The sequence below is a fragment of the Pseudomonas sp. A39 genome, from assembly GCF_058145955.1.
Genome location: NZ_JBYVMD010000032.1, coordinates 31,739 through 44,632, shown reverse-complemented (window position 1 = coordinate 44,632; position 12,894 = coordinate 31,739). Strand labels below are relative to the sequence as shown.

15 protein-coding genes are annotated in these 12,894 nt (G+C 58.7%); 12 read left to right on the top strand and 3 right to left on the bottom strand.

The annotated features are described in order from the left end of the window. The first annotated feature begins 10 nt into the window (after positions 1 to 10). The 3 genes from AC3ZU9_RS22015 to AC3ZU9_RS22005 are packed head-to-tail and all read left to right on the top strand — an operon-like array spanning position 11 to position 2,108. Positions 11 to 265, top strand: coding sequence for a helix-turn-helix domain-containing protein (locus AC3ZU9_RS22015; protein ID WP_102061301.1), 255 nt, complete (start codon positions 11 to 13; stop codon positions 263 to 265). Then, the gene (locus AC3ZU9_RS22010; RefSeq protein WP_490091308.1) at positions 258 to 1,466 is read left to right on the top strand and encodes a type II toxin-antitoxin system HipA family toxin; all 1,209 of its coding nucleotides are present in this window, start codon (positions 258 to 260) and stop codon (positions 1,464 to 1,466) included. The genes AC3ZU9_RS22015 and AC3ZU9_RS22010 overlap by 8 nt, the downstream gene beginning before the upstream one ends. Before the next feature lie 36 nt (positions 1,467 to 1,502). Further along, positions 1,503 to 2,108 (top strand): pyridoxamine 5'-phosphate oxidase family protein, encoded by a 606-nt coding sequence (locus tag AC3ZU9_RS22005; RefSeq protein ID WP_064053690.1) that lies wholly within the window; start codon positions 1,503 to 1,505, stop codon positions 2,106 to 2,108. A gap of 43 nt (positions 2,109 to 2,151) precedes the next feature. Here the strand turns inward: AC3ZU9_RS22005 and AC3ZU9_RS22000 are convergent, their stop codons facing one another. Then, the gene (locus AC3ZU9_RS22000; protein ID WP_043205791.1) at positions 2,152 to 2,634 is read right to left on the bottom strand and encodes a GyrI-like domain-containing protein; all 483 of its coding nucleotides are present in this window, start codon (positions 2,632 to 2,634) and stop codon (positions 2,152 to 2,154) included. 196 nt (positions 2,635 to 2,830) lie between these two features. Between AC3ZU9_RS22000 and alaC the strand changes: the two genes are divergently transcribed. Then, on the top strand, positions 2,831 to 4,042 hold the full coding sequence (alaC, locus tag AC3ZU9_RS21995) for an alanine transaminase (RefSeq protein ID WP_015885523.1): 1,212 nt from the start codon (positions 2,831 to 2,833) through the stop codon (positions 4,040 to 4,042). Between the two features lie 157 nt (positions 4,043 to 4,199). Here the strand turns inward: alaC and AC3ZU9_RS21990 are convergent, their stop codons facing one another. Both AC3ZU9_RS21990 and AC3ZU9_RS21985 read right to left on the bottom strand, forming a co-directional pair. Beyond that, positions 4,200 to 5,552 (bottom strand): GntP family permease, encoded by a 1,353-nt coding sequence (locus AC3ZU9_RS21990; RefSeq protein ID WP_122811937.1) that lies wholly within the window; start codon positions 5,550 to 5,552, stop codon positions 4,200 to 4,202. An 84-nt stretch (positions 5,553 to 5,636) separates the two neighbouring features. After that, complete coding sequence (locus AC3ZU9_RS21985; protein WP_015885525.1) at positions 5,637 to 6,170, bottom strand: gluconokinase; 534 nt, start codon at positions 6,168 to 6,170, stop codon at positions 5,637 to 5,639. A 213-nt stretch (positions 6,171 to 6,383) separates the two neighbouring features. Between AC3ZU9_RS21985 and gntR the strand changes: the two genes are divergently transcribed. From gntR to AC3ZU9_RS21945, 8 genes are all read left to right on the top strand, one after another. Then, the gene (gene gntR / locus AC3ZU9_RS21980; RefSeq protein ID WP_162471082.1) at positions 6,384 to 7,415 is read left to right on the top strand and encodes an HTH-type transcriptional regulator GntR; all 1,032 of its coding nucleotides are present in this window, start codon (positions 6,384 to 6,386) and stop codon (positions 7,413 to 7,415) included. A gap of 315 nt (positions 7,416 to 7,730) precedes the next feature. After that, positions 7,731 to 7,961, top strand: coding sequence for a DUF6124 family protein (locus AC3ZU9_RS21975; RefSeq protein ID WP_043205792.1), 231 nt, complete (start codon positions 7,731 to 7,733; stop codon positions 7,959 to 7,961). A 224-nt stretch (positions 7,962 to 8,185) separates the two neighbouring features. Further along, a complete protein-coding gene (locus AC3ZU9_RS21970) occupies positions 8,186 to 8,611 on the top strand; it encodes a hypothetical protein (RefSeq protein ID WP_490091307.1) in 426 nt (141 codons plus the stop codon). Positions 8,612 to 8,763: 152 nt separating this feature from the next. Continuing rightward, positions 8,764 to 9,396, top strand: a complete 633-nt coding sequence (locus tag AC3ZU9_RS21965; protein ID WP_015885529.1) for a glutathione S-transferase family protein — start codon at positions 8,764 to 8,766, stop codon at positions 9,394 to 9,396. A gap of 15 nt (positions 9,397 to 9,411) precedes the next feature. Beyond that, positions 9,412 to 10,149, top strand: coding sequence for an NAD-dependent epimerase/dehydratase family protein (locus AC3ZU9_RS21960; RefSeq protein WP_093543155.1), 738 nt, complete (start codon positions 9,412 to 9,414; stop codon positions 10,147 to 10,149). A gap of 8 nt (positions 10,150 to 10,157) precedes the next feature. After that, a complete protein-coding gene (locus AC3ZU9_RS21955) occupies positions 10,158 to 11,567 on the top strand; it encodes an MFS transporter (RefSeq protein WP_064053696.1) in 1,410 nt (469 codons plus the stop codon). 129 nt (positions 11,568 to 11,696) lie between these two features. Then, positions 11,697 to 12,182 carry a hypothetical protein gene (locus AC3ZU9_RS21950; protein WP_102061304.1) on the top strand — a complete coding sequence of 162 codons (486 nt, stop codon included), beginning with the start codon at positions 11,697 to 11,699 and terminating at the stop codon, positions 12,180 to 12,182. A gap of 152 nt (positions 12,183 to 12,334) precedes the next feature. After that, positions 12,335 to 12,856, top strand: a complete 522-nt coding sequence (locus AC3ZU9_RS21945) for a hypothetical protein (RefSeq protein ID WP_015885532.1) — start codon at positions 12,335 to 12,337, stop codon at positions 12,854 to 12,856. Positions 12,857 to 12,894 lie beyond the last annotated feature (38 nt).

Genomic DNA, 12,894 nt, shown 5'->3' with positions numbered 1-12,894 from the left:
AATATGTGACATGGATATTTCTGTAATCACTCAGCGACTCGGCAACCAACTCCGTACCATGCGCCTTAACCGTGGCTATAAACAGGCGGATCTGGCGAAGTTGGCCGGGGTTACACGACAAAAACTGATCGAAATCGAGAAAGGCAGCCTCTCGGTCTCGATGAATGCCTATGCCCGCGTGACTGCAGCCTTGGGCAGCGAATTCAAATTAGTGCCTGTGACCCTGCCGACCTTGGAGGAACTGGAGGACTTGTTCAATGAATAGCCCCCACTTACGCGTTCATACCCCTCAAGGTGAAAGCGGCCGTGTGTTGATGAGTGCCGACGACTATTTGTTTCGCTATGACGATAGAACACTCGCACATAGCGCAGTCAGTCTGTCGATGCCTGTCCGCGTAGAAGAATATCGCCGCCGAGAACTTCACCCTATCTTCCAAATGAACTTGCCGGAAGGCTACGTCCTGGAGCAACTGCGCAATCGACTCGCCAAGACGGTTAAAGTCGACCCGATGTTGCTGCTGGCGCTCTCCGGTAGCAGCGCGCCGATCGGCCGTATTTTTGTGTCTTCGGATCAAGTAAACGATCTGCTCCATCGCAACAGCCCTCCCACGACCGGGGAAAGTCTCGACGAAATCCTTGCCTGGGACGGCGCGGAAGATCTATTCGTCCAACTGGTGGATCGCTACATTCTGCGAGCGGGTATTTCGGGTGTGCAGCCTAAAGTGCTGGTGCCGGAAAAACCGCATACACCCGAACACAAATTCACCTCGAAAACCAACGACCTGATTATCAAAAGCGGGCGCAACGAATTTCCGGGGCTGGCCATCAATGAATACCTGTGCATGTCCATTGCCCGCGATGCAGGCCTGCCCGTACCGCCGTTTTACCTGTCACAGAATAATAAGCTGTTCATCATGCGGCGCTTTGATCGGGACGATCACCTCAACCCCCTGGGGTTCGAGGACATGACCACACTGATGGGCCTGTCCGCCGAGCAAAAGTACACCAAGAGTTACGCTGCGGTCGCCAAGGCCGTGCGCGTCTTCTGCGCGCCGGAACATCTACGCAGCTCGCTTGATCAGTTGTTCGATAGCGTGGCACTGAGTTGCATAGTGGGGAATGGCGATGCACATCTGAAAAACTTCGGTGTGCTCTACAGTGACCCGGTGAAATCGGATACGCGGTTGGCCCCTGCTTACGACATCGTGAATACCACCGCCTACATCCCCGAGGACTCGCTGGCGCTGGACCTGAGCGGAAATAGATCATTGTTCGCCTCACGCCTGGGTATCCTCGATTTTGCGAGAGCCTGCGAAGTCGAATATCCCGAAACGCGTATCCAGGCGCTGCTCCAAACCCTCGAAATAACACTCAAGCGGGAAGACGATTACTGTCGGTTGGCACCTCACGTTGCAAAAGCCATTCGGCAATCCGCACAGAGCTACCAACACAGCTTTGGCGGCTGAACGCCCCTGTATTCATCCAAGGACAAGGTGACTCACATGCTGACAACCCTCGAACAACTCGAAACCCTCTACGGCCTCCCCCACGAGCGCGCCGTGCGCAAGGAAATCCCGTTTCTCAACGAGGACTACCAGGCCATGGTGCGGGCTTCGCCGTTGGTGGTGGTGAGTTCGTCCGGGCCGGACGGCATCGACGGTTCGCCACGCGGCGATGTGCCTGGGTTTGTGCGGATTGTGGATGAGCGCACCTTGGCGATTCCGGACCGGCCGGGGAACAATCGCGTGGATACCTTGCGCAACTTGGTGCAGGACCCGCGGATTGCGTTGCTGTTCATCATTCCAGGGGTTGGCGAAACCTTGCGCGTGAACGGCCGGGCGCAGATTTCCATCGAGCCTGAACTGCTGGAGAGTTTTGCGGTGAATGGCAAGCCGGCGCGGTCGGTGATTCTGGTGCAGGTAGAGGCCGCGTATTTCCACTGTTCCAAGGCGTTTGTGCGCTCGGACTGCTGGAACCCGGAGAAACATTTGGACCGCTCGGCGTTGCCGTCAGCGGGGGCGTTTCACAAGCGGCTCAATGATGGGCAGTTTGATGCCGAGGCGTATGACCGGGAGATGCCGGAGCGGGTCAGAAGTACGTTGTATTGATGTCCCGTAGGAGCCGGCGTGCCGGCTCCCACAAGGGTCGCGGTCAGCCTCTTTCGCCTACCGGCAACCAGATTTCCACCGTCCCGGTGCCCTTGCGCCCGTCAAAATCGGCACTGTAGCGCTCGAAATCCGCGCCCATCACCTTGTAGCCCGAATGCGGCAGCCATTCGAACATGATGCGCTCGTACGTTTGTTCCAGTGCCTGCACCGGCCCGTAATGCGGGAACACGGCATAGTTGAGCGGCGGAATCTCGATGGACTCGAAGTTGCTCGGTACGTCGCCCTTGGTCGGGACCTCGACACCGGCCATGTAGTCGAATTCGCCATGCTTGGGGTTGTGGCAAACACCATACGTCACACCGCCAACCCGTTTCTTGATGTCCTTGATGCAGGTATCGAACAATTCCCACAGCTTGGGGATATCCCCCACGGTGGCCTTTGAGTAACGCCCTTGCACCCCGGCGATCACCAGGGCTTTACCGGCTTCCATGCGTGGCTCTAACGGTTGTTTTGTCTGCTGATCCATACGAACAGTCTCCTTCTTATGAGGGTACAAACCCGTATCGAGTATAGGGGCATATCCGCGCTGGACTCCATGCAGAAAATTTTCCTACGCATCTGGACAACTGGCCATCATCGACCGTATTGTCTGCCCCGCAGGCCACCGCAGTGGCCGACGTCGCTCGGACGGTTCCGGGCGCTTACGTACTCTCGAGGCAACAATGGCAGACCAAGGTTCGCCGCGCCGCTTTGCGCGCATAGATCGACTCCCCCCTTACGTTTTTAATATCACTGCCGAGCTGAAGATGGCTGCGCGTCGGCGCGGCGAAGACATCATCGACTTAAGCATGGGTAACCCGGACGGCGCCACTCCCCCGCATATCGTGGAGAAAATGGTCACCGTCGCCCAGCGTGAAGACACCCACGGCTACTCCACGTCCAAAGGCATTCCGCGCCTGCGCCGGGCGATTTCGCGCTGGTACAAAGACCGTTATGAAGTGGACATCGACCCCGAAACCGAGGCCATCGTCACCATCGGTTCCAAGGAAGGCCTGGCGCACTTGATGCTGGCCACCCTGGACCAGGGCGACACGGTGTTGGTGCCGAACCCGAGCTACCCGATTCACATCTACGGTGCCGTGATTGCCGGCGCCCAGGTGCGATCGGTGCCGCTGGTGCCCGGCGTGGACTTCTTCGACGAGCTGGAGCGGGCGATTCGCGGCTCGATCCCCAAGCCAAAGATGATGATCCTCGGCTTCCCGTCCAACCCCACCGCGCAGTGCGTGGAGCTGGACTTCTTCGAGCGCGTGATTGCGCTGGCCAAGCAGTACGACGTGCTGGTGGTGCATGACCTGGCCTACGCCGACATCGTCTACGACGGCTGGAAAGCCCCGTCGATCATGCAGGTGCCGGGCGCCAAGGACATTGCGGTGGAGTTTTTCACCCTGTCCAAGAGCTACAACATGGCCGGCTGGCGCATCGGCTTCATGGTCGGTAACCCGGAACTGGTCAACGCCCTGGCGCGGATCAAGAGTTACCACGACTACGGCACCTTCACCCCGCTGCAGGTGGCGGCGATTGCGGCGCTGGAAGGCGACCAACAGTGCGTGAAAGACATCGCCGAGCAGTACCGCCAGCGCCGCAATGTGCTGGTCAAGGGCCTGCATGAGCTGGGCTGGATGGTGGAGAATCCGAAGGCGTCGATGTACGTCTGGGCGAAGATTCCCGAGCAGTATGCCGCCATGGGGTCGCTGGAGTTTGCCAAGAAATTGCTGCTGGACGCGAAGGTGTGTGTGTCGCCGGGGATTGGCTTTGGCGAGTATGGCGATGACCATGTGCGCTTTGCGCTGATCGAGAACCAGGACCGCATTCGCCAGGCGGTGCGGGGGATCCGGGGGATGTTCAGGGCGGATGGGTTGGCCCAGAAAGCCTGACCCGATCCACCTGAAGAAATATGCTCAAACTGTGGGAGGGGGCTTGCCCCCGATAGCAGAGTGTCAGTCACTGCATCCGGTGACTGAACCACTGCCATCGGGGGCAAGCCCCCTCCCACATTTGATTGGGTGACCCCATGGGATGCTGCGGTGTGGCTTACACCACCAGCGACAGCAACATGATGAAGATCAACGCCACGACCGACAGAATGGTCTCCATCGCCGTCCACGTCTTGAACGTCTCAGCCACGGTCATATTGAAATACTGCTTCACCAGCCAGAACCCCGCATCGTTGACGTGAGACAGAATCAACGACCCCGCCCCCGTTGCCAACACCAGCAGTTCACGGTTAACGCCTGGAATCATCCCCACCACCGGCACCACGATGCCCGCGCCGGTAATGGTTGCCACGGTGGCCGAACCGGTTGCCACACGAATCACTGCCGCCACCAGCCACGCCAGCAGGATCGGGTTGATCTGTGCGTTCACCGCCATGTGGCCGATCACGTCACCCACGCCGCTGGTCACCAGCATCTGCTTGAAGCCACCACCGGCACCGATGATCAGGATGATCGCGGCGGTCGGCGCCAGGCTGGCGTCGAGCAGCTTGAGGATCTGCTTGGAATGGATGCCCTGGCGATGGCCAAAGGTGTACAGCGACAGCAGCAACGCCAGCAGCAACGCGGTGATCGGGTGACCGATCATGTCCATCCAGTTGCGCACCACGTTGCCTTCGGCAAACGCGATGTCGGCGAAGGTTTTCAGCAGCATCAGGAACACCGGCAGCAGCACGGTGACCAGGGTGATGCCGAAGCTCGGCAACGACTTGTTATCGGTCTCGCGGGCCAGTTGGTCGACCAGTTCCTGGGACGGGTTGCCCGGGATGTACTTGGCGATGAACGTACCGAAGATCGGACCGGCAATGATGGCGGTCGGCAAGGCGACGATCAGGCCGTACAGGATGGTCTTGCCGATGTCCGCGCCAAACACGCCGATGGCCAGCAGCGGGCCGGGGTGCGGTGGCACCAGGCCGTGTACCGCCGACAGGCCGGCCAGCAGCGGGATACCGATCTTGATCAGCGACACACCGGTACGGCGCGCGACGATGAACACCAGCGGGATCAGCAGCACAAAGCCGATCTCGAAGAACAGCGGGATGCCCACCAGGAACGCGGCGAACATCATGGCCCACTGGACCTTTTCTTTGCCAAAGGCGCGGATCAGGGTCTGGGCGATCTGATCGGCGCCGCCGGACTCAGCCATCATCTTGCCAAGCATCGTGCCCAGCGCGAGGATGATGCCGACAAAGCCAAGCACCCCGCCGAAGCCGTCCTGGAAGGCCTTGATGATCTTGTCCACGGGCATGCCCGAGGTCAGGCCGAGGAAACCTGCGGCGATGATCAACGCAATAAAGGGGTGAACCTTGAACCGGGTGATCAACACGATCAGCCCGATGATGGTGACGACTGCATCTAACAGCAGGTACGACTCGTGGGACATGCCAAACATGGGGGGTCTCTCCTGTTTGTTGTTGTTATTAAAGCGGGTGTTGAATTTCCTGCCGGGGATAGCGCTATCTTTTCCGGCAAAAAATTATTTGGATGGTTCAAAACCGTGTTTCAGCCACCAGGCATTGGTCTGCTCGGCCAATTCCTCGACGCTGTCTTCGCTGGCGTTGAGGGCCAAGGTCAGCGGCTCGCCTTTGGGCGACTCAAGGGTGGCGAACTGGCTGTCGATCAGGCTTGCCGGCATGAAATGGCCGGGGCGATGGGACACGCGGTCAGCGGCCACGGCGCGGGTCAGTTCCAGGAAGACGAAACCCAGGCCCGGCGCGGCTTCGCGCAGGTGGTCGCGGTATTTCTTTTTAAGCGCTGAACAGGTGAGTACGGGATGCTCGCCCGCTTTCAGCGAACGGCGCAGTTCATCGCACAGGATGTCGAGCCAGCCGGCGCGGTCGTCGTCGTTGAGGGGGTGGCCGGCGCTCATCTTTTCGATGTTGGCGGCGGGGTGAAAGCTGTCGCCTTCAATGGCGGTCGCACCGTTCAGGCGGCACAGGGCCTCGCTGACGCTGGACTTGCCACAGCCGGAAACACCCATGATGACCAGGGCGGTAACAGGTTGACTCATGGAACACCTCAGGACGCAGATAGCGCTACCTTTGCACGCTGTAAGGCTAGTGCAAAAACAGGCTTTTCCCGCGCCGTCTTGTCTTTTTTTATGGAGTGACGCGTGCATCCGCTCCAACGCGTTGAACAGGATCAGGCAACCCTTTGTTCAAGAATTTGCAGCCCTTTGGAGACAGCGCTACCTTAGTGCCTCGATTTTTGTTTGGCAAGCCGCCTGATGACCTCTAAGAACGATAAAAAAATGCGCACTACCGGTCGCCCGACCCTTAACGAAGTCGCCCGCCTGGCCGGCGTCAGCCCGATTACCGCCTCCCGTGCCCTACGCGGCATCAGCACCGTCGCCACCGAACTGGTGGAAAAAGTGCAACACGCCGCAGCCGAACTGAACTACGTGGTCAACCCCGCCGCCCGCGCCCTGGCCTCGGCCCAGAGCCATTCGGTGGTGGTGCTGGTGCCGTCGTTGTCCAACCTGCTGTTTATCGAAACCCTCGAAGCCATCCACCAGGTACTGCGGCCCAAGGGCTTTGAAGTGCTGATCGGCAACTCCCACTATTCGCGCGATGAAGAAGAAAACCTGCTGCGCAACTACATGGCCTACCAGCCACGCGGTTTGTTGCTGACCGGGTTTGATCGCACCGAAAGCGCCCGACGGATGGTCGAGGCCAGCAATGTGCCGTGCGTGTACATGATGGACCTGGACCCGAACGCCGGCGTGAACTGCGTGGGGTTCTCGCAGCTGGCGGCGGGCGAGACGGCGGCAGCGCATTTGATCTCCCGTGGGCGCAAGCGCCTGGCGTACATCGGTGCGCAGTTGGACCAACGCACCTTGCTGCGTGGCGAAGGTTTTCGCCGAGCGCTGCAACAAGCCGGCCTGTACGACCCGGCGCTGGAGTTGCTGACGCCGCGCCCCTCCTCCGTGGGCCTGGGCGGCGAGTTGTTTTTACAGTTACTGGCGGCGCATCCGGACGTGGACGCGATCTTCTTCGGCAACGACGACCTGGCCCAGGGCGCGCTGCTGGAAGCCCTGCGCCATGGCATCAAGGTGCCGGAGCGTGTGGCGGTGCTGGGCTTCAACGACTTGCCGGCGTCTTCGTTCATGGTGCCGCGCCTGAGCAGCATCAGCACCCCGCGTGAAGCGATTGGCCGGCGGGCGGCGGAGCATTTATTGACGATCATGGCGGGCAACAAGATCGCCAAACCGGTGGTGGACATGGGGTTTGAGTTGCAGGTGCGGGAGAGTACGTAGGACGCCTGTAGGACGCGGCTGACATTGCGGTAAGCGCCTTGCCCGGTTGCCTACGCTTACGTCAGAATCCGCCGGCTTGTGCGCCTGGGTGGGGGTCTCTAAGGTTGTCTGGTCGCTGAATTTCTCGGTGATCGGGTTTATGTAGCCCGCTTCCTCACACAAGATAAATGAGCCTATCGATGCTTGATGGTGGCTGTGCGCAGGGCGCCTTCGGGTGCGCCGGGTTTGTGTGGGATACCGGTCTACTAACCTGCGTACAGCTGCCACCCTCGTTTAGTAGCGATGAGGTATCAGCCCATATCAGGTACTTCACTCATGCACAGCATCCCCACGCACACGCTCTTCACTGTCATCCCTGACACCTCCACAGAAACCCTGCTGATCAACAGCTACGAAGCCGTATGTTCCGTCAGCACCTTGCTGCTCGACCTGTCCGATGACCTCAGCGGCAAGCACCGCGATGTGGCCCTGGCGATTTACCAACTGAGTGAACTGAGCATCTTGCTGCTAGGAAAAGCCGTGGACCAGCACACACCAAGCTGCTGAAAGAAGGCTGCGTGAGTTTAACAATTGATTGCCCCTGCAGAACAAAGTCCAAGTTATTGCGTCAGAAAGCCCACTATAAAATCTCAGTACGTTAGCCCAGTCAAATACAATAAGACACTGTGATTTCTGACAGTAGACGTGGTTCCGATAATACGGACTAATAAGCTTCCTGACTCCCAATATGCTCAGGACCAAACGTTTATTTAAACCGGAGGAAAGCAATCATGACCGCTGGCATCCCACACACACCCGACATCAACATCAAAACTAAAAAGGCTAAAGGGCACTTTGATATTGAAGCGTCTCCGATCGGAGCTTTTTTTACTAGCGATGTAATTATGACCGATCGACAGGGCATATTTCGCTTAACCGGCACTCATATTCACTCAAACGAAAACACTCGAGTCACTGTGTATATCGGCAATGAGCCCGGCTCTGTCGAGGGTGAGATCGTAAGTGATGACGTACCTCCTTGGGGTTTTTACGATATCGACACTACAAGCTACCAGGCTTTACGTGGGAAGGTTAAATCAACCTATATTCCTAACCAACTGCATGTAACGCTGGAATTCAGTTTCTTTATAAACATAAAAGGACAGGAGCACGAAATTAAAGGTGAGGCCAACATTCAATACTTTGATGAACTATAACAACCTCTCATACATTGAGACTTCTCAGCCAACCGGCTCTCTATAACACTCTGAGCCGGTTTCTTTCATCGGCACAGTTTCCGCGCAACTCGCTCTTATACGTGCTCCCTGCTACATTGGCCACTGCACATTTCCACCGCCAGGGAAGCACCATGGGCCACTCACTGAAAATCTTGGGTCGCACGTCCTCCATCAACGTGCGCAAAGTACTCTGGACCTGCCAGGAACTGGGCATCGACTACCAGCGCGAAGACTGGGGCATTGGCTTCAAGCCCACCCAGTCCGACGAATTCCTCGCCCTGAACCCCAACGCCCAGATCCCCGTATTGATCGACGACCACGGCGTGCTGTGGGAGTCCAACACCATCTGCCGCTACCTCGTGAACCTTTACCAACGGCATGATCTGCTGCCCGCCGAACCCGCACCGCGCGCGCGGGTCGAGCAGTGGATAGACTGGCAAGCCGTCGAACTCAACCGCGCCTGGGGCGATGCCTTCACAGCCCTGGTGCGCGGCAACCCGGAGGGTCTGGACGCGACGCAGATTGCCGCCGCCGTGCAGCGGTGGAACGACAAGATGGGCATTCTGGAACGCCAGCTGACCAAGACCGGTGCCTACGTGGCCGGCGACGAATTCACCCTCGCCGATATCCTGATCGGCCTCTCGGTGCACCGCTGGCAAATGACGCCCATGGAGCGCCCACCCTACCCCGCCATCGCGGCGTACTATCAACGCCTCAGTCAGCACGCTGGCTTCAAGGCCTTTGCCCTCGACGGTCACAACTAAACCAAGCACGACACAGTGAAAGGACTCAACGTACTGCTGACCGGCGCCTGCGGCAGAATCGGCAAGACGTTTTTCGAAGGCTCGAAAGACCGCTACCGCTTCACCCTCACCGATCGCATCGCGCCGGATTTCGACGTGGGCCAACACCGCTTCGTGCACGCCGACCTCAGCGATCAATCCAGCCTGGTTGCCCTGCTCGACGGCATCGACGTGATCGTGCACCTGTCGGGCATCCCCCATGCCAGCGCCTCGTTCGACGAGTTGCTGCCCAACAATATCCTCGCCACGACCTACCTGTTTGAAGCCGCTGTGAACGCCGGGGTAAAACGCCTGGTATTCGCCAGCAGCGCGCAAACCATCGAAGGCTACCCGGTGGATCGCCAGATCACACCCGGCATGCCCGTGTTGCCCGCTAACCTGTACGGTGTGAGCAAATGCTACGGCGAGGCGTTGTGCGGCTACTACGCGGCAAAAACCCCGCTGTCGACGATTGCCCTGCGCATCGGCGCCTTCGAGTTCCCCGAAACCCACGACCTGAACAACGCCCGCGACCTCAGCGCGTGGCTCAGCCCCCGTGATGCGGTGCAGTTGCTGCAACGTTCGGTGGAGGCCGAGGGCGTGAAGCACTTGATTGCCCATGGTATTTCCAATAACCGCTTCAAGCGCTTGGATTTGAGCGAGACCACGCGGGTGCTGGGTTACCATCCCCAGGATGACGCGTTTCAAACATTCGAGATTCCGATCACTTATTGAGTTTCCCCATGCCCACACTCTCCAGTACCGACGGCATCGACCCCCTCCGCGCCGCCCACATCAGTGCGCGCATCGACCGTCTGCCCGCCGTCGCTACCGTTTGGCGCTTGGTGGCGCTGCTGTCGATTGGTGGTTTTTTCGAGCTGTATGACCTGTTCCAGACCGCCTACATCAGCCCCGGCCTGATCAGCGACGGGATTTTCCACACCGGCAGCGAAGGCGTGTTCGGCTTCTCGGACCAGGCGGCCTTCGCCTCTGCGACCTTCCTGGGCCTGTTCCTCGGCGCCAGCCTGCTCAGCCCCATCGCCGACCGTTTTGGGCGCCGGGCAATCTTTACCTTTGCGCTGATCTGGTACACGGTCGCCACCGTATTGATGGGCATCCAGACCTCGGCCTTGGGCATCATCTGCATGCGCTTCCTGGTGGGTATCGGCCTGGGCATCGAGCTGGTCACTATCGACGCCTACCTCTCGGAACTGGTGCCCAAGCGCATGCGCAGTTCGGCGTTTGCCTTTGCGTTTTTTATCCAGTTCCTGTCGGTGCCGGCGGTGGCGCTGATGTCGTGGTGGCTGGTGCCGCAGGCGCCGTTCGGCATCTCGGGTTGGCGCTGGGTGGTGCTGTCGAGCGCCGTGTTCGCGTTGTTTATCTGGCAACTGCGCAAACGCCTGCCGGAATCACCGCGCTGGCTGGCACAGAAAGGCCGCTTTGACGAAGCCGGGAAGATCATGGACAACCTGGAAGCGCGCTGCCGAAAGGATCACGGCAAACCGCTGGACGAGCCCGAACCGCAAGCCGTCAGCGTGCAGGGCAGCGGCCGCTTTGCCGACATCTGGCAACCGCCGTACCGCCGCCGCGCGTTGATGCTGATCGTGTTCCATGTGTTCCAGGCCATCGGGTTTTTCGGCTTCGGCAATTGGCTGCCCGCGCTGCTCTCAGGCCAGGGCGTCAGCGTGACCCACAGTTTGCTCTACGCCTTCATCATCACCCTCGCCTACCCGCTGGGGCCGTTGTTATTCGTGAAGGTGGCCAACCGCTTTGAAAACAAATGGCAGATCGTCGGCTCGGCCTTGGGCGCCGTGATCTTCGGCAGCCTGTTTGCCCTGCAAACCACGGCGGTGGGGCTGGTGATCTGCGGGGTGATGATCACCTTCTGCAATGCCTGGCTGAGCTTCAGTTATCACTCGTACCAGAGCGAACTGTTCCCGACCAACATCCGCGCACGGGCGGTCGGGTTCTGTTACTCGTTCAGCCGCTTGTCGACGGTGTTCAGCAGCCTGTTGATCGGCTTTATCCTCGAACACCTGGGCACGCCGGGCGTACTGGCGTTTATTGCCAGCAGCATGTTGATCGTGATGATCACCATCAGTTGGTTCGGGCCACGCACGCGTAACCTGGCGCTGGAAAATATCGCCCACTGATGACGACGCAACCATTGGTCGTAACTGTTATTTCTGACAGTGGACCTGCGGCAGTTATGGGCGCCTGATTTGCGCAGGGCTTGCGACACAGCTCTGTCAATTCACCAGTTAATAAACAAGGACGGCGCCATGACAGACTCCCAAATGGAAAGTAACCATAGGAACCCCACAAATGGGAAATTCACAGCACAACTCGTGAGAGGTAGTTTGGTTCTTGAATACAGAGCCGATGAAATCAGCTTAAGAAGAATGGCCTTCCGCTACACATTGGACACGACTCAGAGAGGTAGCGATGTCGTTTATATGGAATTCCATCTCCCACTTGGAATTACCGGAAACCGCGACAAATACGACATCACCCCCGGCGGCCCAGTGACCGCTACCTGCGATTTAAAATACGCCTCCGACCCTCAGCAGATCCGTTTTCAAGCGACAGCGGGGCAAATTACGTTTTTTGAATTTAATACCAACACTGGAAAAGTTTTCGCAAGGTTCTACTTCAGAGCCAGTGACACAGATGGAAACTCCTTAGAAGTCAATGGTGGGGAGATGGATTTGACTGGAATTGGCGTTCTAGATAACAACCAAGCCATCACACCACCACACACTGAGTGATGCCGTGAGACAGCCGCCAACGGCAAGAATTGGCCGCAAACAGGACAGTTCTTGCCTTAGCGACATAGATACGCGCCCTAATTCCAGGCGTTCACACCCGGCACGCTATTTGCTCCTCCTGAGGCACCGAACATTTCCCCAGGTGACCGATCATGCTGGTTAACAACAACACCCAAGCCGTGTCGACCCTTCAACAGATCAAACGGCCCGACATGGACCCCGCCAACGCCGCCGCAAGCGCGCTGTACAGCGGTGCCTTGCAAGCTGCGCAGCAAAGCGTGACCGTGCCGGCCGCGCAGAAGGAGTTGGACAAGGCGACTGACCGTATCGACGAAGCCTTCGCCAAGACCCGCGTGCAGTTGCAGACCACCACTGAGGCCGTTACCGCCTCCACGGCGACAACAGACGTGCCGAAAACCGGTTCGACCACCAGCACGGCGCGGTCCGAGTTCACCGATTACATGAGCAAATCCCCGGCCGAGCGCATTCGTGAGCAGTTGCTCAAGGAGCAGGGTTTGACCGAGGCGGATGTGCAGAACATGTCGCAGGAAAAGCAGGACGCTATTTCCAAGCAAGTGGCGGAACGCTTGAAGCAGCAGCAAGAGCAGCAGGTAGCTGCAAAGACCACTGACCCGCAGGCGCGGGCGGTAAAAGAAACCCTGGCCGCGATCTAAGCCCCTTAGCCTGTAGTGAGCGGGCTTGCCCCGCGCTG

Coding starts and splice junctions, on each gene's coding strand:
- AC3ZU9_RS21970 (WP_490091307.1), top strand. CDS start 8,186: ATGACCGCTGGCATCCCACACACACCCGACATCAACATCAAAACTAAA.
- AC3ZU9_RS21945 (WP_015885532.1), top strand. CDS start 12,335: ATGCTGGTTAACAACAACACCCAAGCCGTGTCGACCCTTCAACAGATC.
- AC3ZU9_RS21975 (WP_043205792.1), top strand. CDS start 7,731: ATGCACAGCATCCCCACGCACACGCTCTTCACTGTCATCCCTGACACC.
- AC3ZU9_RS21955 (WP_064053696.1), top strand. CDS start 10,158: ATGCCCACACTCTCCAGTACCGACGGCATCGACCCCCTCCGCGCCGCC.
- AC3ZU9_RS21965 (WP_015885529.1), top strand. CDS start 8,764: ATGGGCCACTCACTGAAAATCTTGGGTCGCACGTCCTCCATCAACGTG.
- AC3ZU9_RS21985 (WP_015885525.1), bottom strand. CDS start 6,170: ATGAGTCAACCTGTTACCGCCCTGGTCATCATGGGTGTTTCCGGCTGT.
- AC3ZU9_RS22005 (WP_064053690.1), top strand. CDS start 1,503: ATGCTGACAACCCTCGAACAACTCGAAACCCTCTACGGCCTCCCCCAC.
- alaC (WP_015885523.1), top strand. CDS start 2,831: ATGGCAGACCAAGGTTCGCCGCGCCGCTTTGCGCGCATAGATCGACTC.
- AC3ZU9_RS22000 (WP_043205791.1), bottom strand. CDS start 2,634: ATGGATCAGCAGACAAAACAACCGTTAGAGCCACGCATGGAAGCCGGT.
- AC3ZU9_RS22010 (WP_490091308.1), top strand. CDS start 258: ATGAATAGCCCCCACTTACGCGTTCATACCCCTCAAGGTGAAAGCGGC.
- AC3ZU9_RS21950 (WP_102061304.1), top strand. CDS start 11,697: ATGACAGACTCCCAAATGGAAAGTAACCATAGGAACCCCACAAATGGG.
- AC3ZU9_RS21990 (WP_122811937.1), bottom strand. CDS start 5,552: ATGTTTGGCATGTCCCACGAGTCGTACCTGCTGTTAGATGCAGTCGTC.
- AC3ZU9_RS22015 (WP_102061301.1), top strand. CDS start 11: ATGGATATTTCTGTAATCACTCAGCGACTCGGCAACCAACTCCGTACC.